At 61.3% G+C, this 19829-nt stretch carries 22 protein-coding genes; 13 read left to right on the forward strand and 9 right to left on the reverse strand.

Annotated elements, in window-relative coordinates; translation table 11 throughout:
• Positions 1–23 precede the first annotated feature (23 nt).
• The 3 genes from Q8O29_RS04950 to Q8O29_RS04960 form a co-directional block, all read right to left on the reverse strand.
• Positions 24–1745, reverse strand: a complete 1722-nt coding sequence (locus tag Q8O29_RS04950; protein ID WP_305560949.1) for a PhoH family protein — start codon at positions 1743–1745, stop codon at positions 24–26.
• Positions 1746–1923: 178 nt separating this feature from the next.
• Positions 1924–2400, reverse strand: coding sequence for a peroxiredoxin (locus Q8O29_RS04955; RefSeq protein WP_293594733.1), 477 nt, complete (start codon positions 2398–2400; stop codon positions 1924–1926).
• 130 nt (positions 2401–2530) lie between these two features.
• Positions 2531–2932, reverse strand: coding sequence for an Mth938-like domain-containing protein (locus Q8O29_RS04960; protein ID WP_305560950.1), 402 nt, complete (start codon positions 2930–2932; stop codon positions 2531–2533).
• A 175-nt stretch (positions 2933–3107) separates the two neighbouring features.
• Between Q8O29_RS04960 and Q8O29_RS04965 the strand changes: the two genes are divergently transcribed.
• The 8 genes from Q8O29_RS04965 (at position 3108) to moaD (ending at position 10009) form a co-directional block, all read left to right on the forward strand.
• Positions 3108–4325: a pyridoxal phosphate-dependent aminotransferase gene (locus tag Q8O29_RS04965; RefSeq protein ID WP_305560951.1), complete on the forward strand. Its 1218-nt coding sequence runs from the start codon at positions 3108–3110 to the stop codon at positions 4323–4325.
• 22 nt (positions 4326–4347) lie between these two features.
• Entirely contained in the window at positions 4348–5670 is a 1323-nt protein-coding gene (locus Q8O29_RS04970) for a homoserine dehydrogenase (protein ID WP_305560970.1), read from the forward strand.
• Positions 5671–5727: 57 nt separating this feature from the next.
• Entirely contained in the window at positions 5728–5970 is a 243-nt protein-coding gene (locus Q8O29_RS04975; RefSeq protein WP_305560952.1) for a hypothetical protein, read from the forward strand.
• Positions 5967–6368: a type II toxin-antitoxin system VapC family toxin gene (locus Q8O29_RS04980; protein WP_305560953.1), complete on the forward strand. Its 402-nt coding sequence runs from the start codon at positions 5967–5969 to the stop codon at positions 6366–6368. Before Q8O29_RS04975 ends, Q8O29_RS04980 begins: the two co-directional genes overlap by 4 nt.
• On the forward strand, positions 6365–7891 hold the full coding sequence (locus tag Q8O29_RS04985; protein WP_305560954.1) for a threonine synthase: 1527 nt from the start codon (positions 6365–6367) through the stop codon (positions 7889–7891). Before Q8O29_RS04980 ends, Q8O29_RS04985 begins: the two co-directional genes overlap by 4 nt.
• A 77-nt stretch (positions 7892–7968) precedes the next feature.
• The gene (gene mobB, locus Q8O29_RS04990; protein WP_305560955.1) at positions 7969–8502 is read left to right on the forward strand and encodes a molybdopterin-guanine dinucleotide biosynthesis protein B; all 534 of its coding nucleotides are present in this window, start codon (positions 7969–7971) and stop codon (positions 8500–8502) included.
• On the forward strand, positions 8499–9761 hold the full coding sequence (glp, locus tag Q8O29_RS04995) for a gephyrin-like molybdotransferase Glp (RefSeq protein WP_305560956.1): 1263 nt from the start codon (positions 8499–8501) through the stop codon (positions 9759–9761). The genes mobB and glp overlap by 4 nt, the downstream gene beginning before the upstream one ends.
• Positions 9758–10009, forward strand: a complete 252-nt coding sequence (moaD, locus tag Q8O29_RS05000; protein ID WP_305560957.1) for a molybdopterin converting factor subunit 1 — start codon at positions 9758–9760, stop codon at positions 10007–10009. Before glp ends, moaD begins: the two co-directional genes overlap by 4 nt.
• On the opposite strand, the gene dapA (Q8O29_RS05005) is transcribed toward moaD, so the two are convergent.
• Positions 10006–10893: a 4-hydroxy-tetrahydrodipicolinate synthase gene (dapA, locus tag Q8O29_RS05005; protein ID WP_305560958.1), complete on the reverse strand. Its 888-nt coding sequence runs from the start codon at positions 10891–10893 to the stop codon at positions 10006–10008. The genes moaD and dapA (Q8O29_RS05005) overlap by 4 nt on opposite strands.
• Positions 10894–11179: 286 nt before the next feature.
• On the opposite strand from dapA (Q8O29_RS05005), the gene moaE reads away from it, so the two are divergent.
• The 5 genes from moaE (at position 11180) to Q8O29_RS05030 (ending at position 15268) form a co-directional block, all read left to right on the forward strand.
• Positions 11180–11656 (forward strand): molybdopterin synthase catalytic subunit MoaE, encoded by a 477-nt coding sequence (gene moaE, locus Q8O29_RS05010; RefSeq protein WP_305560959.1) that lies wholly within the window; start codon positions 11180–11182, stop codon positions 11654–11656.
• Positions 11657–11875: 219 nt separating this feature from the next.
• A complete protein-coding gene (locus Q8O29_RS05015) occupies positions 11876–12244 on the forward strand; it encodes a hypothetical protein (protein WP_305560960.1) in 369 nt (122 codons plus the stop codon).
• Positions 12220–14106 carry a PAS domain-containing protein gene (locus Q8O29_RS05020; RefSeq protein ID WP_305560961.1) on the forward strand — a complete coding sequence of 629 codons (1887 nt, stop codon included), beginning with the start codon at positions 12220–12222 and terminating at the stop codon, positions 14104–14106. The genes Q8O29_RS05015 and Q8O29_RS05020 overlap by 25 nt, the downstream gene beginning before the upstream one ends.
• Positions 14107–14148: 42 nt before the next feature.
• Positions 14149–14805, forward strand: a complete 657-nt coding sequence (locus tag Q8O29_RS05025) for a response regulator transcription factor (protein WP_305560962.1) — start codon at positions 14149–14151, stop codon at positions 14803–14805.
• Between the two features lie 208 nt (positions 14806–15013).
• The gene (locus Q8O29_RS05030; RefSeq protein WP_305560963.1) at positions 15014–15268 is read left to right on the forward strand and encodes a hypothetical protein; all 255 of its coding nucleotides are present in this window, start codon (positions 15014–15016) and stop codon (positions 15266–15268) included.
• A gap of 80 nt (positions 15269–15348) precedes the next feature.
• Here the strand turns inward: Q8O29_RS05030 and Q8O29_RS05035 are convergent, their stop codons facing one another.
• From Q8O29_RS05035 to Q8O29_RS05055, 5 genes are all read right to left on the reverse strand, one after another.
• Positions 15349–16122, reverse strand: a complete 774-nt coding sequence (locus tag Q8O29_RS05035) for an MBL fold metallo-hydrolase (protein WP_305560964.1) — start codon at positions 16120–16122, stop codon at positions 15349–15351.
• Positions 16123–16146: 24 nt separating this feature from the next.
• The gene (gene bamC, locus Q8O29_RS05040) at positions 16147–17277 is read right to left on the reverse strand and encodes an outer membrane protein assembly factor BamC (RefSeq protein ID WP_305560965.1); all 1131 of its coding nucleotides are present in this window, start codon (positions 17275–17277) and stop codon (positions 16147–16149) included.
• 35 nt (positions 17278–17312) lie between these two features.
• On the reverse strand, positions 17313–18194 hold the full coding sequence (dapA, locus tag Q8O29_RS05045) for a 4-hydroxy-tetrahydrodipicolinate synthase (protein WP_305560966.1): 882 nt from the start codon (positions 18192–18194) through the stop codon (positions 17313–17315).
• Between the two features lie 66 nt (positions 18195–18260).
• Positions 18261–18869 carry a bifunctional 2-polyprenyl-6-hydroxyphenol methylase/3-demethylubiquinol 3-O-methyltransferase UbiG gene (locus Q8O29_RS05050; protein ID WP_305560967.1) on the reverse strand — a complete coding sequence of 203 codons (609 nt, stop codon included), beginning with the start codon at positions 18867–18869 and terminating at the stop codon, positions 18261–18263.
• A complete protein-coding gene (locus tag Q8O29_RS05055; RefSeq protein ID WP_305560968.1) occupies positions 18866–19678 on the reverse strand; it encodes an SDR family oxidoreductase in 813 nt (270 codons plus the stop codon). Before Q8O29_RS05055 ends, Q8O29_RS05050 begins: the two co-directional genes overlap by 4 nt.
• Between the last annotated feature and the right edge of the window lie 151 nt (positions 19679–19829).

A 19829-nucleotide genomic window follows, 5' to 3' on the forward strand; every position in this document is an offset into this window, starting at 1 on the left:
CGCCCCTGCGGAGCCAAAAAAACCTACAGCACTTCACTCGCAAAATCCGCCAACCGCGAACGCTCACCGCGCGCCAGGGTGATGTGCCCGCCGTGCGGCCAGCCCTTGAAGCGGTCCACCGCGAAGGTCATGCCGGACGAGCCTTCGGTCAGGTAGGGCGTGTCGATCTGTGCCAGATTGCCCATGCAGATGATCTTGGTGCCGGGGCCGGCGCGGGTGATCAGTGTTTTCATCTGCTTGGGCGTCAGGTTTTGCGCCTCGTCGATGATCACGTACTTGTTCAGAAAGGTGCGGCCGCGCATGAAGTTCATGCTCTTGACCTTGATGCGCGAGCGGATCAGCTCATTGGTGGCGGCGCGGCCCCACTCGCCGGAGCCGCTGTCGTTTTTGCCGAGCACTTCCAGGTTGTCGTCGAGCGCGCCCATCCAGGGGCCCATTTTTTCTTCTTCGGTGCCAGGCAGGAAGCCGATGTCTTCACCGACGCTGACGGTGGCGCGGGTCATGATGATCTCGGTATAGCGGCGGTCGTCCAGCACTTGGGTCAGGCCGCTGGCCAGGGCCATCAGCGTTTTGCCGGTGCCTGCGGTGCCGGCCAGGGTGACAAAGTCCACTTCCGGGTCCATCAGCAGGTTCATCGCGAAGTTCTGTTCGCGGTTGCGGGTGGTGATTCCCCAGACCGCGTTTTTCAGATGGGTGTAGTCCTTGAGCGTCTTGAGCACAGCCGTCTTGGCGCGAATCTCGGTCACGCGGGCGTACAGCGGCGGCTCGCCGGGCGCCTCGAAAAACACAAACTGGTTGATCAGCAGGCTGCCGACAATCGGGCCGGTGATGCGGTAGAAGGTGTGGCTGCCTTGTTGCCAGCTCTCGATGGTCTTGCTCTGGCGGGTCCAGAAGTCAGTAGGCAGCGCCAGCGAGCCGGCGTAGAGGAGGTCGCCGTCTTCCAGCGTCTTGTCGTTCTGGTAGTCGTCGGTGGCCAGGCCAAGGGCCCTGGCCTTGACGCGCATGTTGATGTCTTTGGAGACCAGCACCACTTCACGCCCGGTCGGGTGTGAACCTCCCTCGGCGCGCGGCGCGTATTCCTTGCGCAAGGCTTCCACCACGCCGAGGATCTGGTTGTCGGCCTTGCCTTGCGGCAGGCTCATGGGCAGCGAGTAGTCCAGCACACGTGTCTGGAAGAACAGGCAACCGCTGGCTTCGCGGTGGCCGGTGGTGTCGAGTTTCAGGCCCTTGGCAATGTCGGCGCCGCTGGTGCCGGCCAGCGCGTCCAGCGTGCGGCTGGTCTGGCGGGCGTTGCGCGCGACTTCAGTCATGCCTTTTTTGTGGCCATCGAGCTCTTCGAGCACGATCATCGGCAGGAAGATGTCATGTTCCTCAAAGCGGAACAGACACATCGGGTCGTGCATCAACACATTGGTGTCGAGCACAAACAGCTTGGTCGGGCCGGTGTGTTTGGGTTTTTTGGCCTTCGGTGGGGGCTGAGGCCGCGCCGGCTGGGCGCTATCTTTGTGATAGCTGTCTGTGCCCGTGCTGCCTGGGCGGGGGGTCTGTTTAGCCTGGTAGGCGACGGGATGCTCGGTTTCGCCGCCGGCCGAACGGCTGTCGAACAAATCAAGCGCCGGCGCTTTGTGGGCCAGTTCGGCCTGATCCGTCTTTCGCGCGGCTTTGGAGGGCGACCGGGCCGGGGCGTCGAAAGCCTCGGTGGAGAGCAGAGCGGCACGTTTTGTCGGGGCGGGGGGCAGGGGCATAGTGCTTGAAGCTCGCTGGGTAGTGGGGGTTCTGAAAGCGAAAAAGCCGCCTGGAGGCCAGGGCGGCTTTTTCGTTGGACGCAGTCGCTAGGGTCAACAGCATGAAGTCACTATACACGACTCCTGTGTCCGCACGGCGGGCTGTCTGGCGGGACTTTTTTCAGTCGCCTTTGCAGTCTTATGCGGCCTTTTTCAGGGCCTTGACGGCCTTGAGCACGTCGTCCACATGGCCCGGCACTTTCAGGCCGCGCCACTCTTCCTTGAGCGTGCCGTCAGCGCCCACCAGGAAGGTGCTGCGCTCGATGCCCTTGACCTTTTTGCCATACATGATTTTGTTCTTGACCACGCCAAACATGTGGCACATTTTTTCTTCGGTGTCGGCGATCAGTTCGAAGGGCAACTCCAGCTTGGCCTTGAACTCGTCATGCGACTTCATGTTGTCACGCGAGACGCCGAACACGGTGGCGCCAGCTTTCACGAAGTCTTTGTAGCGGTCACGGAACTGCATCGCTTCGGTGGTGCAGCCGGGGGTGTTGTCCTTGGGGTAGAAATACAGAACCACCACGTGGCCCAGATGGGTTTGGTTGGAAACCTTGACGCCGCTGGTGGCGTTGGCTTCAAATTCGGGGAGTGGTTTATTGACGACGACTGCCATACTGCTTGGACCCTGACGAAAGTAGTTGTAATTAGCCGTTGGCTCCGGTGACTGTCTTGGGGCTGCCTGGGGGAGCCAGCCGGACTTTGCACCAAACGCAACCCTAGATTTTACTCCGAAAGCTCCCGCGTCACTTCACGGCGCCCTCGGGTGCCGCCATCAGCAGCGCTGCAAGCACCTTGCGGCCTTCTCCCGCCAGAATGTTGTAGGTGCGGCAGGCCGCAATGGTGTCCATGGTTTCGACACCAATGCGGGCCGCCATCAGGCTGCGCAAAAACGCCGGCGGTGGGAAGCGCAGCCGGGTGCCGCTGCCGAAAATCACCAGTTCAGGCTGGCTCTCCACCAGGCGGACAAAGTGTTCTTCGGTGAGGTCTTCAAAGCGGCTGCAGGCCCAGTCAAACTTTTCACCGCGCGAGCCGATCACGATGCTGTGCTCGACTTTTTCGGCCACCCCTTGGTTGGCCAGACCGATCCAGCCGGGGCCATACCCGAGGATGGATTGAACGTCGAGGTGGTCGGGCTGCAGTTTCATGCGGTGTTCGGGAGGAGGGACGGGGGGCGGCGGACCCGGAAAACCGGGGCTTTATGTGGTCAAATTATAGATTCCGCCCGATTTTCCAGCTGTTGCAACCTGCTTCAAGCCGGTTGCCGGCGGGGTTGTCGCCCGGAAACGGCGCGGTCCCCCGCCTCCATTTCCTGAGAGATGCATGAAACCGATCAACAAATCCGCCAAACTGGCCAATGTTCTGTATGACATCCGCGGCCCGATCATGGACGCCGCCAAGCAAATGGAGGAAGAGGGGCAAAAACTGATCAAGCTCAACCTCGGCAACCTCGCGGCCTTTGGCTTCGATGCGCCCGAGGAAGTCCAGCAGGACATGATCCGCAACCTACCGGCTTCGGCGGGGTACTCGGACAGCAAGGGCATTTTTGCGGCGCGCAAGGCCGTGATGCACGAGACGCAGAAGCAAGGCATCAAGGGCGTGGTGCTGGACGACATCTACCTCGGTAATGGTGCCAGCGAGCTGATTGCCATGGCCACCAACGCGCTGCTTGACGACGGCGACGAGCTGCTGCTGCCGGCACCCGACTACCCGCTGTGGACCGCTTCCACCAGCCTGTCCGGCGGCTCGCCGGTGCATTACCTGTGCGACGAAGCCAACGGCTGGATGCCGAATCTGGCCGACATCCGCGCCAAGATCACGCCCAAAACCAAGGGCATCGTGGTCATCAACCCGAACAACCCGACCGGCGCGCTGTATTCCGACGAGCTGCTCAAGGGCATCGTCGCCATCGCGCGCGAACACGGCCTGGTGCTGATGGCCGACGAGGTCTACGACAAGGTCTTGTACGACGGTGTCAAACATACAGCTCTCGCCAGCCTGTCCACCGACGTGCTGACACTGACCTTCAACTCGCTGTCCAAAAGCTACCGCTCCTGCGGCTACCGGGCCGGCTGGCTGGTGGTGTCCGGCCCCAAGAAACAGGCGCAGGACTACATCGAAGGCCTGAACATGCTGGCCAACATGAAGCTGTGCTCCAACGTGCCGGGACAGTGGGCGATCCAGACGGCCCTGGGCGGCTACCAGAGCATCAACGACCTGACGGGCGAGGGCGGACGCCTGCGCCGCCAGCGCGACCTGGCTTATGAGCTGATCACCGCGATTCCGGGCGTGAGCTGTGTCAAGCCGAGCGCGGCGCTCTACATGTTTCCGCGGCTGGACCCCAAGGTGTACCCGATCACCGACGACCGGCAGTTCTTCCTGGAACTGCTGAAGGAAACCAAGGTGATGCTGGTGCAGGGCACGGGATTCAACTGGGCCGCGCCGGATCACTTTCGCATTGTGTTTTTGCCGCATGAAGAAGACTTGCGCGAAGCGATTGGCCGCATTGCGAAATTTCTGGAAACCCGCAGGAAAAAGTAGAAGAAGCATGACATCGACGAATCTGAAACCAATCAAGGTAGGCCTTCTGGGCATGGGCGTCGTGGGCAGCGGTGTGTTCACCGTGCTCAGGCGCAATCAGGAAGAAATTTTCCGCCGTGCCGGCCGCAGCATCGAAATCGCCATGGTGGCCGACCTGGACACCGCGCGTGCGCAGGCTGCCGCTGGCGCCGGCATCACGGTGGTCGACGATGCGCGCAAAGTGATTGCCCATCCCGAGATCGACATCGTGATCGAGCTGATTGGCGGCTACGGCATCGCCAAAGCGCTGGTGCTGGAAGCCATTGAAGCCGGCAAACACGTGGTCACCGCCAACAAGGCGCTGCTGGCCGTGCACGGCACCGAGATTTTTGCAGCGGCACACCGCAAGGGCGTGATGGTCGCTTTTGAAGCGGCGGTGGCCGGCGGCATTCCCATCATCAAGGCCTTGCGCGAAGGCTTGACCGCCAATCGCATCCAGTGGATCGCCGGCATCATCAACGGCACGACCAACTTCATCCTCAGCGAGATGCGCGACAAGGGCCTGGACTTTGAGGTGGTGCTCAAGGAAGCGCAGCGCCTCGGTTACGCGGAGGCCGACCCGACCTTCGACATTGAGGGCGTGGACGCCGCGCACAAGGCCACGCTGATGTCGGCGATTGCCTTTGGCATTCCAGTTCAGTTTGACAAGGCCTATGTCGAGGGCATCACCCAACTGGGCGCGCAGGACATCAAGTACGCCGAGCAGCTTGGTTACCGCATCAAGCTGCTGGGCATCACCAAACAGACGGCCAAGGGCATCGAGTTGCGCGTGCACCCCAGCCTGGTGCCGGCCAAACGATTGATCGCCAATGTCGAAGGCGCGATGAACGCCGTGGTGGTGCAGGGCGACGCCGTCGGCACCACGCTGTATTACGGCAAGGGCGCGGGCAGCGAGCCAACGGCCAGCGCCGTGATTGCCGATCTGGTCGATATCGCGCGTCTGCATGGCGCCGATGTCGCACAGCGCGTGCCGTACCTGGCCTTCCAGCCGCAGTCCATGAGCGACATGCCGATATTGGCCATGAGCGAGGTGGTCACCAGTTATTACCTGCGCCTGAATGTGGCCGACGAGGCCGGCGTGCTGGCCAAAGTCACCGGCATCCTGGCCGAGGCCGGCATCAGCATCGATGCGATGCTGCAGCGCGAGGCCGATGAAGTAGGCGGCGAGGGCGCGACCCAGACCGACCTGATCATCCTGACGCACGACTGCGTGGAAGCAAAGATGAACGGTGCACTGGCCCAGATACAGGCGCTACCCACCGTGCTGTCTCCGATCACGCGCATCCGCAAGGAAGAGCTGGCTTAACTTTGTAAAAGTAATACAATAAGTAATACTTTTAAAAGTAATACTTTGGAGTGTGTAATGAGCTACGCCCTAACCGTTAAAAGCCAGGTCACGGTGCCTAAAGTCATTCGCCAGCATTTGCATGTGGAACCCGGTCAGTTGGTGGACTACGAACCGCTGCCGGATGGCAGTGTCCGCATGTTTGCGGTGCGCGAGCCGGTCACGAAAAACCCATTTGCCAAGTTCATCGGAACCGGTGTTTCGGGGATGACCACGGAAGAAATACTGAACGAGACCCGTGGCAAAGGCTGGAACAAATGATCCTGGTGGACAGCAGCGTGCTGATTGATCTGCTGGAGAAAACGCCCCGCTGGTTTCAATGGAGTTCGGATCAGCTCTTTGCTGCCGCTGAGCGTGACAAACTGGGAATCAATGCCCTGGTGTATGCAGAAATATCCCGGACGTTTGCAAGCTACGACGCGCAGAACGATTTTTTGAAGCAAAGCGGCATTGCCTATTTGCATATTCCCGCGTCGGCCGCGTATGCCGCCAGCGCTGCACACAAGGCTTACCGGCAAAACGGCGGAACCCGGGCCGCGACACTGCCTGACTTTTTTATTGGTGCCCATGCCAGCGTGGAGGGCTACACCCTGATGACGCGCGATGCGAAGCGCATTCACACTTACTTTCCCGACGTCCCGAGTATTTCCCCACGATGAACTACATTTCCACCCGCGGCCACGCGGACCGCAAGCACTTCTGTGAAATTTTGCTGGAAGGCTTGGCGCCCGATGGCGGGCTGTATTTGCCCGAGATCTACCCGCAGGTTGATGCCGCCACACTGGAAAGCTGGCGCGGCTTGCCTTACGCAGACCTGGCGTTTGAAATCCTCTCGCTGTATATCGACGACATTCCCGCTGCCGACCTGAAGGCCCTCTGCGAGAAGACCTACACCGAGGAAGTTTTCGGCACGCGCGAGATTGTTCCGCTGCGCAAGCTCGAAGAGGGCCTGTACCTGGAAGGGCTGTCCAACGGCCCGACCCTGGCCTTCAAGGACATGGCGATGCAGTTGCTGGGCAACCTGTTCGAGTACGAACTGGCGCGCCGCAGCGAAGAGCTCAACATTCTGGGCGCGACCAGCGGCGACACTGGTAGCGCGGCCGAATACGCGATGCGCGGCAAAAAGGGCGTGCGCGTCTTCATGACCTCGCCGCAAGGCCGCATGAGCCCCTTTCAGCAGGCGCAGATGTTCAGCCTACAGGACGCCAACATCCATAACATCGCGATTGAAGGTGTGTTTGACGACTGCCAGGACATCGTCAAGGCGGTGTCCAACGATCTGGACTTCAAGCGCAAATACAAGATCGGCACTGTCAACTCGATCAACTGGGCGCGCTTGATGGCGCAGGTGGTCTACTATTTCGCCGGTTACTTTCAGGCTACTGGCCCTCACCCCAACCCTCTCCCAGCGGGAGAGGGAGCAAGACAGAGCGCAGGCGCGGACTCGGGCTTACTCCCTCTCCCGCTGGGAGAGGGCAGGGGTGAGGGCAGGGGTGAGGGCTCCCCGCGCAAGGTCAGCTTCGCCGTGCCTTCCGGCAACTTCGGCAATGTCTGCGCTGGCCATGTGGCGCGCATGATGGGTTTGCCCATAGCGAAGCTGGTGGTCGCCACCAACGAGAACGATGTGCTCGACGAATTCTTCCGCACCGGTGTGTACCGCGTGCGGGCCAGCGCCGACACGCGCGAGACCTCCAGCCCGTCGATGGACATTTCCAAGGCGTCCAACTTCGAGCGTTTTGTGTTTGACCTGCTGGGCCGCGACGCGGCGCGTGTGGCTGACCTGTTCGGTGCGCAATTGTCTGAGCAGGGGCGCTTCGACCTGAGCGGTGACGCGGTGTTCCAGTCGGCGGCGCAGCACTATGGTTTTGCCAGCGGCAAAAGCACCCATGCCGACAGGTTGCAGACGATTCGCGACACCTTCCAGCGCTTCGGCACCATGATCGACACCCACACCGCCGACGGGCTGAAGGTCGCGCGCGCGCACCTGCAGCCGGGCGTGCCCATGGTGGTTCTGGAGACCGCCTTGCCGATCAAGTTTGCCGAGACGATTGAAGAGGCGCTGGGTCGCTTGCCCGACCGGCCCGCGAAGTTTGAAGGGATCGAGGCCCTGCCCAAGCGTGTGTATGTCATGCCAGCCGACGTCGCCCTGGTCAAGGCCTACATCGCCAAAAATGTGAACTAAATCGGCCTCCAGCCCATAGCTGACGGTCGCATTATGCTATTGAATTGATAGCTAACCAGGATCGGTGAAATCTGTTTATGAACGTGGTTGCATTTGCCGGCTATTCCGGTTCGGGTAAAACATCGCTGGTCGAGAGCCTGATCCCGGTGCTCAAGTTGCGCGGCCTGCGGGTGTCGGTCGTCAAACATGCGCACCACAAGTTCGACATCGACCATCCGGGCAAGGACACACATCGGCATCGGCAGGCCGGCGCTTTCGAGGTGGTGGTGGCGTCAAGCAACCGGCTGGCGCTGATGCGCGAGTTCGAGCAGCCCGCTTTGCTCACGGTGCATCACCTGATTGCCGAACTCTACGAAGGGGTGGACTGGGTGCTGGTGGAAGGCTTCAAGAGCAGCGACCTGCTCAAGGTGGAAGTCTGGCGCGCCGAATCCGGCAAGCCAGTGCGTTACCCGGACGACGATTTTGTGGTCGCCATTGCCACCGACTCTCCGGCGCAGTTGCCGCAAACCACCCTGAGGCCGGTGCTGGATTTGAACGACCCTGAGGCCGTGGCGCAATGGTTGATCGACAATCAGGATCGGTTTGTCTACAACGCCGAGATGCACGCATGAACTCACCTCGCGCCGTGATCCCAAGTCCTGCTGGCCGCCCGTCACTGCGCTCGCTGGACGACGCGCTGGCCGAACTGCTGGCCCATGCCGTGCCGTTGGCAGGCAGCGACACCGTCTCCACCTTCGATGCCGATAGCCGCGTGCTGGCGACGGACGTCGTTTCCGCGCTGCAGGTGCCGCCGGAGGACAACAGCTCGATGGACGGTTATGCCGTGCGCAGTGCCGAGCTGCTAGAGGAGGGCGCGGTGCTGCGGGTGTCGCAGCGCATTGCGGCCGGCAGCAGTGGCGGCGCGCTGGAGCCCGGCACGGTTGCCCGCATTTTTACCGGTGCACCGATTCCCGCAGGCGCTGACGCGGTGGTGATGCAGGAAGACTGCGAGCCGGTCGCGGACCGCGAAGGTTTTGTGCGCGTGCAGCAGCTTCCAAAGCCCAGCCAGTGGATCCGCCGCGCCGGCGAAGATGTCACACGCGGCGCCACAGTGCTCTCAAAAGGAGAGCGCCTAACGCCCGCCGCGCTTGGGCTGGCGGCCAGTATTGGCATGGATGTGCTGCAGGTGGCCAGAAAACCGCAGGTTGCGCTGTTCTCCACTGGCGACGAACTCGTGATGCCCGGCGAGGTAGCGCCCGAGCAAATGCGGCCCGGCGCGATTTACAACTCCAACCGGTTCTTTCTGCGCGCCTTGCTCGCACGTATGGGCTGCGAGGTGACCGACATGGGCATCGTGCCGGACCGGCGTGATGCCACGCTGGACGCGCTGCGCAGCGCTGCCGCCGCGCATGATCTGATCCTGACCAGCGGCGGTGTGTCGGTTGGCGAAGAAGACCACATCAAACCGGCCGTGCAGCAGCTCGGCAGGCTCGATCTCTGGCAGATTGCCATGAAGCCGGGCAAGCCGTTTGCTTACGGGCGGGTTGGCAGCGCACACTTCATGGGCTTGCCGGGCAACCCGGTCTCCAGCTTCCTGACTTTTCTGTTGCTGGTGCGGCCCTTTTTACTCAGGCTTCAGGGGGCGACCGATGTTGCTATCAAGCCAATAGCTGCGCGCGCGCACTTTACCTGGGACAAAGCCGATAAACGCCGTGAATTTCTGCGTGTGCGGCGCGATGCGCAAGGCGGGCTGGAGCTGTTTGCCAACCAGAGCTCCGGCGTGCTGACATCAGCGGTCTGGGGTGATGGTGTGGTGGACAACCCGTCGGGGCAGCGCATCACACATGGCGACTCGGTGCAGTTCATCGCTTTTTCGGAGTGGCTCGCATGAAAATAACGGTCCGGTATTTTGCGTCCGTGCGGGAGGCTGTCGGGCAGGGCGCTGAGCAGCTGCACACCTGCGCAGCCAACCTGGCAGTGCTGCGTGACGAGCTGATCGCGCGCGGCCCGGTTTACGCCGAGGCGCTGGCGCGCGGCAGGTCGGTGCGCATGGCGCTCAACCAGGTCATGAGCGACGAGTCGGCGGCCGTGAGCGAAGGCTGCGAGGTCGCCTTTTTCCCGCCGGTGACGGGCGGTTAGCCGCCTATCCCCTTGTCCAGGTTCTGCAAGCGCTCGGCCAGCGCAGCGGAAGCCCGGGTCATGGGGCTGCGAAGCCTGTTCTGGAGCAAACCCTTCTGCGCCAGCAGCGCCTTGATCGGACCGGGGTTGGGTTCGGAAAACAAGCCATCAATCAGCGGCAACAGCGGTGCCCATAAAACGCTGGCTTGCGCCAGCTCACCCGCTTTCAACAACGCCAGGATCCGGACAAAGCGCTGCGTGTGCACATGCGCGGCAGCGGCAATTGCCCCACGGCCGCCCTGCGACACAGTGGAAAAAATGTTCACATCCTCGCCGGCCAGCACCTGCAGGCGTCCGTCCGCAATCAGGGCCCGTGTCTTGGCAGGATCGCCGCCGCAGTCTTTGACGGCGCAGATGCGCGGATGGCTGGCCAGCGTGAGCAGGGTGGCCAGGTCCAGCGTGCTGCCGGTGCGATAGGGAATGTCATAAAGAATCACCGGAACGGCACAGGCGTCCGCCAGCGCGGTAAACCATTCGACAAGGCCGGCCTGGGACGGGCGGATATAGCTGGGCGCCGGCAACAGGATGCCGTTGATGCCCAGCGCCACCAGCGTTTTGAGGCGTTCTGCCGTTTTGCCCAGGTGACAGCCCGACAAGCCCATCACCACCGGCAGACCCGGTGCTTCGATCATCACCGTTTGCAGTACCTCGATTTGTTCTTCATCGCTCAGCGCTGCAGCTTCCCCGGTGGAGCCGCAAACCACCAGCCCGGCAATGCCGCTGGCCCGGTAATGCGCCACCAGGCCCTTCAGGGCAGCGTGGTCAATGTTGTTCCCCTCAAACGGGGTAACGAGTGGAATCCACAGGCCTGAAAAGTCCCGGGTTGATGCGTGCGTGGTCTGCATGAATACCTCCTGAAAAACGACCGGCTTGAAGGCCGCCATCAGAACAAGAGGTGGGACGCGCAGAAAGACCTGGAAAGAAGGGCTGTTGCAGGTTCCATCGCTCATTCGACGACGGAACCGCAGCTCCGGTCAAATGAGCAACGGTTTTTTCGATTTGCCGGCGCACGCATCCTGGCCCGGGGCGCCGGAGGGCGTCCAGGGGGTCAGACAGTTTGTGCGTTCGGCCATGCGCTAAATCTTACCTGCATGTATCGCCTTCAGGTGGGTGCGTGGCAAAATTGCAAGCATGGCCTCTCCGCGCGTACTGATCACGACCGACGATTTCAACCTTGCCGATGAGGTGACCGTATTGCGCGCAGGCGACAAGCGGGTGGGCGCGGTGTGCACCTTCACAGGCACCGTGAGGGACCGCAATGAGGGGAGCGATGTGAGTTCTATGGAGCTCGAGCATTACCCCGGTATGACCGAAAAAGCCATCGAGGCCATGATCGACGAGGCGCACAAGCGTTTTGACATTTACGGCGCTCGTGTGATCCACCGCGTCGGGCTGCTGCAACCGCTGGACCAGATCGTGTTGGTGGCCGTGAGCTCGGCGCACCGCGGCGAAAGTTTTCAGGCCTGCGAATTCCTGATGGATTACCTCAAAACCCAGGCGCCGTTCTGGAAGATAGAGCAGACGCCGGACGGCGCGCGCTGGGTTGATGCACGTATCAGCGACGATGCCGCGCTGGCCAAATGGGGCATTCAGGCCAGCAACGGCTGAGTATTGATCTTTTCCAAATACACGACAGTGATTGGACGGATCTCACCCTCGCTCTTTGGGAGAGGGCGGGGGTGAGGGATGGAGCGTTCCGACGGTCATGAGTTTTGAAACGCTCAATAGCGTGAACCAATCAGGACCTGAGCGGCAGAAGGCGTCGAAGCGAAAAGTGGCCCCGGCGAGGACAGTTTTTGCCGGGTTTGCAGCCCCATAGCCGTAGCTATGGGGCAAAAAGCCGGTGAAAAATGGACCGTCGCGGCCGCTTTGCAGCCGACGTTCCTTCTGCCGCCCAGGCTCCTGGCTGTTTGGCGACCTGAAGAACTGGTACAGAATACCTACATGGGTAGATTCACCGGCTTCGTTTCAAGCAACAGAGTTTTTATTGGCAGCCGTGTGTTCTGGGCGCTCACGCTGGCAGCTTCTGTTTTGATGCTTTTTTTCTCTGTGCTGCTTGCTGTTAACTTCAGCGTAGTCAACAGGATTTCTGGTCTGGTGCCGCGCTTTGAATCCTGGGAAAAAAGGAAGAGCAGGTTCGCAGTATTCGTACGAATGTATTCGAAATTCAGGTGGCGCGGCGCGGGTTTGTATTGACGGGGGACGCTACATTTAACAGTTCGCTGGATGTCGCCAGCAGGCAGGTAAAACTTCATTTTCGCGAACTGGAAGACGCGATAGCGCAGTCCCCGAGTCCTGAAACCGACTTGGCGGCCAAAGTGGCAAAGCTGATCAGCATGGTGGACATTTACGAAGACCATATACGCCGGTCGCTGACGTTGCGTATTGAGCAGCCGAAAGCGGAGGCAGAACAGCAGAAGATCACACAGGAAGGAGAGGCGCTCAGTCGTGCGATTCACCAAGCCCTGACCGATATCGAGAAAACTCTAGACAGGCAGTTTGCGGTTGATATTCGTTTTTTGGCGAGTGTCAATCAGGGCCTGCAAAAAAGCGGGCTCTGGGTGGCGTTTGTCGGTTTAGCCATGTTGCTGGGCGCTTATGCGGCGGTTATTCAGGAGGCAAGGCGGCGGTACAACGCCGAAAGCGCGCTGGTAGCCGCCAATACCGAGCTGGAGATGAAGGTGCAGGCACGTACCGCCGCGCTGGCTGCCGGAGAAGCGCGGTTTCGCCGGCTGGTCGAGCTTTCTGTCGATGCCATCGTATTGTGCGGCGCTGATCGCACCGTGGCGTATGCCAACCCCGCAGCACATAGGTTACTGAAAAGTGGCGGGCAATTTGAGCTGGAAGGGCGTGCTGTTGAAAGTCTTTTTGCCCAAGGCGAAGCGTCGTGGGTGGATTTTCTTTGGGAGTCGCCGCAGCAGCTTGGTTTCACGGATGCCAATGTGCTCAATGCCAGCGATGAAAAAATCCCGGTTCAGCTGGGTGCTATCTCATATTTCGACGTCGATGGCCTGCGGGCGCAGCTTGTGCTGCACGACATGACAGTGCTTAAGGCGACTGAAACAGCCATCAAGGAGCAGCTGCGGTTTATCGACCAGTTGCTGGAGGCTATTCCTATGCCGCTGAGTGTGCGTGACGAGCGCGGGCACTTCTTGCGGATCAACCGTGCCTATGAAATCGCCTATGGTTGCACGCGCAATGAGACACGTCAGCGCTCTGTGTTTGATATATTGCCTTACGAGCTTGCAGGCCGTATCGCCCAGCAAGACCAGGCAGCCATGAGCAGCCTGACTTCACAGGTATTCGACAACCAGGTCGCTTTCCCCGGGGCACCACATCGTGATTTTCTGACGCGCGCTGGTGCCATGCGCCGGACTGACGGCAGCGTGATTGGGGTGATTGCGGTAGACACCGACGTGACCGATCTTCGTCTCAAGGAGGCCGAGCTGCGTCAGGGCAACGCAGAACTCGAGGCACTCTCCAAGAAGTTAATTCAATCGCAGGAGGACGAGCGCCGCCGCATTGCGCGCGATCTGCATGACCAGGTTGGACAGATTTTGACGGCACTCAAAATGTCGCTGGAAATGTTGGGCGCGCGGGATGCGGCCGTCCATTTACTGCTGCAACGCCCGGTCGCGCTGGCAGACGAAGCGCTTAGTCACACACGCAGCCTGACTGCGTCGCTGCACCCCCACATTCTGGAAGATCTGGGCCTGGATGCGGCCGTCCGTTGGCTGGTTGACAAGTTCGCCCGGCCTTTCATGGCGGCCGTGCGGATTGAAGTGCGGCTGGAGCCGCCGCGTGGCCAGCCCGCGAATGAACTGGTCGCCTTCCGCGTGGTGCAGGAGGCGATCACCAACGTGATGCGCCATGCGAATGCCTCGCGCTTGCGCTTGTCCCTGAAAACACGGGGCAAGTTGCTGCACATTCTGGTGGCGGATGACGGCGACGGGTTTGATGCCAGCGTGACTTTGTCAGGGCAGGTGCAAACCGCGTCGCTGGGACTGGCCAGCATGCGGGAGCGGCTTGCAGAAGTAGGGGGGGGATATGTCGATTGAAAGCGAAGTGGGTGAGGGCACCCGTGTCAGGGCCGTACTCCCATGGTGAACCTGCCAGTGACACGGATTTTGCTCGCGGACGACCACAACCTGGTGCGCGCTGGCCTGCGCGCCTTGCTGGAGAGCATGCCCGGCGTTGAAGTCGTGGCCGAGGCGAGCGATGGCGATGAGGCGGTGCGCTTGGTCAAAGAGCTGGCACCGTCGATTGCGCTGCTCGATATTGCCATGCCGCGCTTGAGCGGTCTGGCTGCACTGCGCGAAATCCGCATCAGCGCACCTGCGACCAGGGTGGTGTTGCTGTCGATGTACGACAACCATGAATACGTGACCGAAGCCATCCAGTCCGGTGCTGCCGGCTATCTGATCAAGGACGCTGCTGTGAACGAGCTGGCGCTGGCCCTGACAGCGGTTCAGCGCGGCGACACGTACCTGAGCCCAAGTGTCTCGCGCAAACTGGCGCAGGCATTCGTGACCCGTGCGGAGCCTGCGCAACAAAGCGTTTTGACCGCACGCCAGACCGAAGTGTTGTGCCTGGTAGCCCGTGGCTATTCCAGCAAGGAAGTGGCGCGCCACCTCAGCCTGTCCGTCAAAACCGTGGAAACCCATCGCGCCCAGATCATGGAGCGGCTGGATATTCACGACCTGGCGGGGCTGGTGCGATATGCCATCCGCAACGACCTGGTGGGCGACGAAGCGTGAAGTAATTCCGCTTTTTTACCTCCGCCCAGGCTCCTAGATGTGTCAATTCCGGGTTTCTACGCTCGTGAAAACCCGCATATAATGTCGGTCTGGGAAGAAAGAGCTCGAGTCCTTTAACCCGGTCAAGCAAAACTCGGATCGTTTCGATTTGAGTTTTTTTTTGACGATTTCCGGAAATTGTTTTTCTTACTCATCAAGGATCATTCAAATGAACAAGTCCCTCGTTTTGGCGGCCATCGTTGCCGCTGTTGCCCTGGCTGCCTGCGGTAAAAAAGAAGAAGTCGTTGCTCCCGCTCCGGCACCAGTGCCCATGGCTGCTCCGGCACCAGCGCCTATGGCTGCTCCCGCACCAGCCGCTGACGCTTCTGCACCTGCTGCACCTGTCTCCGGCACCACGGCCGCCCCTATCGATGCTGGCGCTGGCGCTGGCACTGCAACCAGCGGCACTGGCGAGAAGAAGTAAATTTCTTCTCCAGGTTTCTCTGGTTAAAAAGCCGCCTTTGGGCGGCTTTTTTCATGGGCGGATCGCGTGAATCAAGGGGGTTACAGCGCGAGCCAGGGTGTGCCGCTGCCGGCATCGGCCACCACAATATCGGTACTGCGGCAACCCAGGGCCTGAGACAGCAGTTCTTGCGCCAAGGCCGGCCGGTTGTTCTGCTGGCTCAAGTGCGCGGCCACCAGATGTTTCAGGCCGGCATGGCACACGCTCCGGGCGATTTGCGCGGCGGCTTGGTTCGACAAATGACCAAACTGGCCGCTGACACGTTGCTTCAAGAAAAACGGGTAACTCGATGCCTCCAGCATCACGCTGTCGTGGTTGGACTCAAGAATCAGTGCGTCGCACAACTGAAGATGACCCAACACATGCGCGGTGGCATGGCCAAGGTCAGTGAGAAGGCCCAGCTTGGAAGCTCCGTCGGTACAGGTCAACTGCAAGGGTTCGCGCGCGTCATGCGGAACCGTGAAAGGCATGAGCTGCAGGCTGCCCAGATCAATGGCCACACCATCCTGGGCAATCCGCAGCCAGCCTTCAAAGTCAGGTTTGTCCAGCGCGGTCCAGGTGCCCAGGCTCATCCATACCGGTACACCATGGCGCAGCGCGAACTGCCGCGCGCAACCAATGTGGTCGCTGTGTTCGTGGGTGATAAAAATGGCGTTGATGTCGCTGTCGGCCAGGCCAGCCTCGGCCAGCCGCAGCGAAAGCTGCCGGATGCCCACACCGCAATCGACCAACACCCGAAACGCGGACCGGCCGCCCGCCTCGATCAGCGTGGCGTTACCGGTGCTGCCGCTGCCCAGGCTCTTAAACCGCACCACCTGGAGACCGGCTTTTTCCGAGAATTATCTCAGGTCGTCCGCAATCACCTGCACAATGCGCCGGGCGTTGGCCGAGGCATCAGGTGCGCCTTGCTCATTGAGCACGGACACGGTGGTTGCCTCGGCCTGGCTGCGCACGGCAATCCGGTATTTCAGGGGAGGAATGGCCGCCGGTGAGCGGAACATCTTGGCGAAGAAACCCGGCTCCTTTTTGTCTGCAGTGGGTTCGACGTAACGCACGAAATAAGTGCCTTGCGCGCGGTCGCGGTCCTCGACGGTGAAGCCGGTGCGGTCCAATGCCAGGCCGACCCTGCGCCAGGCGCGCTCGAAACCTTCATCGATCTGGACGACCGGCACGTTGTTCACATTGGCGACACGCGCGGTTTGGCGGCTTGTGCCGCTGGCGACCAGGGCTTTGGATTGTTCCTGTGTCACCCCCAATTTGACCATCAGCCGACGCAGGAATTCCGCTTCAAGTTCAGGGTCGGCCGGACGCGGTTGCCAGATGGTGCTCTCGCCTGACTTCACTGGACCTGTGGTGCGACTTTCCTGAACGGTTTCGACCATGCCGCGGTGGCTGATGTAAATCTCGGTGGCGCCTGTGGGTGTACGTTCCAGGCGGGTGCGAAACTTGTCACGTTCGCCGGTGGAGTACAGGTTGTCCAGCAGCTTGCCCAACGTGGCCCTTATAAAGTCCTGTGGCAGTTTGGCGCGATTTTCCGCATAGTCGGTTTCCATGATGCCCAGGTTTTCCTGGTCCAAGGCCATCAGGAAGCCGCTTTCCTGCCAGAACTCGCGCACCGGGCCCCACAGCTTGTCGGCTGGGCGGTTGACCACCAGCCAGCGCTGGGAGCCCGCGCGTTCGATCCGTACATCGCCCACCGTGGACGCCGCCGTGGGCACGGACTGCGTGGTCTGGCCGACCTGGTAGCCGCTGGCGGTAACGGCCGTGCCGGGCACGACGTAACGTGTTTCACGCGACAACTGGGTCAGATCCGGTGGCACGGCCAATGAAGCGCCCTTGGTGGCAGATTTGTAATCGACCTTGTCGCCCTGCAATGACTCGCCCAACGACGAGCAACCGGACAGGACGAGGGCGGCAGCAAGCACCATCAATGGCGCCGAGGTGACTACGGGGCGGGAGGCGGTAGGCATAGGCAATGTCTTCTTCACTTGTTTTCCCTTAAAAATTAGATCAGGCCACAAACGCGCAGAGCGTTTTCCACCGTGGCTTCGTTGGCGGTTTCAAGCGGTGTCATGGGCAGGCGCAAGGTGCCGCCGCACAGACCCATGCGGGCCATCGCCCATTTGACAGGAATCGGGTTGGCTTCGACAAACAGGTGTTTGTGCAAAGGCAGAAGCTGGAACTGGATCTTCATTGCGGTACGGGTGTCCCCGGCAATCGCCGCCACACAGAGCTCATGCATTCGCCGCGGTGCCACATTGGCTGTCACGCTGATGTTGCCCTGGCCGCCGCAAAGCATCAGCGCCACGGCGGTCGGGTCGTCACCCGAGTACACGGCAAAATCGGCCGGCACTTCCTTGATCAGCCACTGCGCGCGCTCGATGTTGCCAGTGGCTTCCTTGATGCCGACAATGCCGGGCACTTGGGCCAGTCGCAACACCGTCGGATGCAGCATGTCGCCCACGGTGCGGCCGGGGACGTTGTAAAGCACCATGGGCAGTTCCACCGCCTCGGCAATCGCCGTGAAATGGCGGTACTGGCCTTCCTGCGTCGGCTTGTTGTAGTAAGGCACCACCTGCAACTGGCAATCGGCGCCGACCTTTTTGGCAAAACGAGCCAGCTCAATCGCTTCCGAGGTTGAATTGGCGCCGCAGCCGGCCATCACGGGAACACGGCCCTTGGCCTGCTCGACCGAGACGCGGATGATCTCGCAATGTTCTTCCACATTGACGGTCGGCGATTCGCCAGTAGTGCCGACCACGCCGATGCAGTCGGTGCCCTCGGCAATGTGCCAGTCCACCAACTTGCGCAAAGTCGGGTAATCAACGCTGCCGTCTTCATGCAGGGGGGTGGCCAGTGCAACGATGCTGCCGGTAATGGTGTTCATGTCTGTGTGTCAGTGGAGGGGCCCGGCCTGCCGGTACCAGCCTGGAAATAAGGCCGATTCCGCATTCTACCCAGTGACTGGGGAGGATTCGGAGGGTCTATCAAGTGGATAACGTGGGACCGCTGTCGGCGATGACGGTTCCCGGAGCGCCGCAATCCGCTGTGTAAAGCGAGCGGGTGCGTCCTGATAGCCGTCCTCAAACGCCACGATGCGCAAGCTGCGGAAGACCTCCAGCAACTCGCCAGGACGTAACAGGAAGTCAGGCCGCGATGGCTTGCCCACCGTCTCGTTGCCCTGCGCAAAGGTTTCGTAAATCAGCACGCCGCCGGGCGCCAGGCTGTCCAGCAGCGTTGGCATCAGCGGGCGCCACAGGTAGTTGGTCACGACCACGGCATCGAAGCGGCGGCCGGCAAACGGCCAGGGTCCGTTTTCAATGTCAGCCACCACCTTCTCACACAGTTCCGCCGGAATTGCTATTGAAACCATAGCTGCTTGCGCCCGGTCCACAAGGGCTAGAGGGTGTTTTTGCTTGTAAAACCAGTACGCGTGCCGGCCCTGGCCGCAGGCGACGTCCAGCACCGTGCCGCCGGGGCGGACCAGGTGCGACCAGCGCTGCACCCACGCCGATGGGGCTTCGCTGCTGTGGGGGTCCAGTGGCAGGGAGGTCGTGCTCATTGTGGCCTGGCCTCGTCCTTCAATGCTGCGAGCGCCATGTTTTCGACGGCGCCGGGCGCCAACAGCTTGATCCAGCGACCCAGTTTGCCCTTGGCCGTCATCACCACCTCACGCTCGCGGCGCTCCATGCCTTCGATGATCAGGCAGGCGCATTCTTCCACGCTCATGGCACCGTCTTCCTTGAGCCCGCTGCTGCCGGCCGGCGCACCCGCCGCATTGAAACCGCGGTGGCGGATATGCGTGGCGACCACGCCGGGGTAGGCGGTGGTGACGCTGACACCGGCGCTTTTCACTTCCGCGCGCAGCGCTTCAAAAAATCCGGTCATCGCAAACTTGCTGGCACTGTAGGCGGTGCGGCCGGGCACACCGACCAGGCCGGCCAGGCTGGACACCGCAACGATGCTGCCGCGGCTTTGTTTGAGCGCGGGCAAGGCTGCATGGGTGCACCAGACGCTGCCCCAGAGGTTGATTTTCATGAGCTTCTCGTACCAGCCGAGGTCCTCCGCCCTGACCTCGGCGAACAGCGCCTGCGCCGACATGCCGGCGTTGTTGATCAGCGCATCGATGCGGCCGAAGCGGGCCATGGCCGCTGCGATCAGTGCGGTGCACTGCGATTGCTCGGACACATCGGTGCGGACCACCAGCGTGGCCGCGCCGCTGGCCTGACACTGTGCGGCCACGGCCCGCAGCGCCTCTTCGTTGCGCGCGGCCAGCACCAGCGAAAGCTGCGCGCCATGGCGCTGTGCGAGCTGGCGCGCCATTTCTGCGCCTATGCCCTCGGAGGCGCCCGTGATCACGATGGTTTGCATGCCGCTGTCTCCGGTTCTTTTTGGAGGCGCAAGCCTACCACCCTTGCGTCAGGCAGGCCCTCGGAGCCTGGGCGGCAGAAGGAACGTCGACTGCAAAGAGGCCGCGCCGGTCCATTTTTCACCGGCTTCTTGCCCCATAGCTACGGCTATG

This window comes from Polaromonas sp. (genome assembly GCF_030689685.1).
Classification (GTDB): domain Bacteria; phylum Pseudomonadota; class Gammaproteobacteria; order Burkholderiales; family Burkholderiaceae_C; genus Polaromonas.

Bases quoted from the DNA above. Each gene is read 5' to 3' on its own strand.
- Q8O29_RS04950 (WP_305560949.1), bottom strand. From the start codon at position 1,745: ATGCCCCTGCCCCCCGCCCCGACAAAACGTGCCGCTCTGCTCTCCACC.
- Q8O29_RS04955 (WP_293594733.1), bottom strand. From the start codon at position 2,400: ATGGCAGTCGTCGTCAATAAACCACTCCCCGAATTTGAAGCCAACGCC.
- Q8O29_RS04960 (WP_305560950.1), bottom strand. From the start codon at position 2,932: ATGAAACTGCAGCCCGACCACCTCGACGTTCAATCCATCCTCGGGTAT.
- Q8O29_RS04965 (WP_305560951.1), top strand. From the start codon at position 3,108: ATGAAACCGATCAACAAATCCGCCAAACTGGCCAATGTTCTGTATGAC.
- Q8O29_RS04975 (WP_305560952.1), top strand. From the start codon at position 5,728: ATGAGCTACGCCCTAACCGTTAAAAGCCAGGTCACGGTGCCTAAAGTC.
- Q8O29_RS04980 (WP_305560953.1), top strand. From the start codon at position 5,967: ATGATCCTGGTGGACAGCAGCGTGCTGATTGATCTGCTGGAGAAAACG.
- Q8O29_RS04985 (WP_305560954.1), top strand. From the start codon at position 6,365: ATGAACTACATTTCCACCCGCGGCCACGCGGACCGCAAGCACTTCTGT.
- mobB (WP_305560955.1), top strand. From the start codon at position 7,969: ATGAACGTGGTTGCATTTGCCGGCTATTCCGGTTCGGGTAAAACATCG.
- glp (WP_305560956.1), top strand. From the start codon at position 8,499: ATGAACTCACCTCGCGCCGTGATCCCAAGTCCTGCTGGCCGCCCGTCA.
- moaD (WP_305560957.1), top strand. From the start codon at position 9,758: ATGAAAATAACGGTCCGGTATTTTGCGTCCGTGCGGGAGGCTGTCGGG.
- dapA (WP_305560958.1), bottom strand. From the start codon at position 10,893: ATGCAGACCACGCACGCATCAACCCGGGACTTTTCAGGCCTGTGGATT.
- moaE (WP_305560959.1), top strand. From the start codon at position 11,180: ATGGCCTCTCCGCGCGTACTGATCACGACCGACGATTTCAACCTTGCC.
- Q8O29_RS05015 (WP_305560960.1), top strand. From the start codon at position 11,876: ATGGGGCAAAAAGCCGGTGAAAAATGGACCGTCGCGGCCGCTTTGCAG.
- Q8O29_RS05025 (WP_305560962.1), top strand. From the start codon at position 14,149: ATGGTGAACCTGCCAGTGACACGGATTTTGCTCGCGGACGACCACAAC.
- Q8O29_RS05030 (WP_305560963.1), top strand. From the start codon at position 15,014: ATGAACAAGTCCCTCGTTTTGGCGGCCATCGTTGCCGCTGTTGCCCTG.
- bamC (WP_305560965.1), bottom strand. From the start codon at position 17,277: ATGCCTACCGCCTCCCGCCCCGTAGTCACCTCGGCGCCATTGATGGTG.
- dapA (WP_305560966.1), bottom strand. From the start codon at position 18,194: ATGAACACCATTACCGGCAGCATCGTTGCACTGGCCACCCCCCTGCAT.
- Q8O29_RS05050 (WP_305560967.1), bottom strand. From the start codon at position 18,869: ATGAGCACGACCTCCCTGCCACTGGACCCCCACAGCAGCGAAGCCCCA.
- Q8O29_RS05055 (WP_305560968.1), bottom strand. From the start codon at position 19,678: ATGCAAACCATCGTGATCACGGGCGCCTCCGAGGGCATAGGCGCAGAA.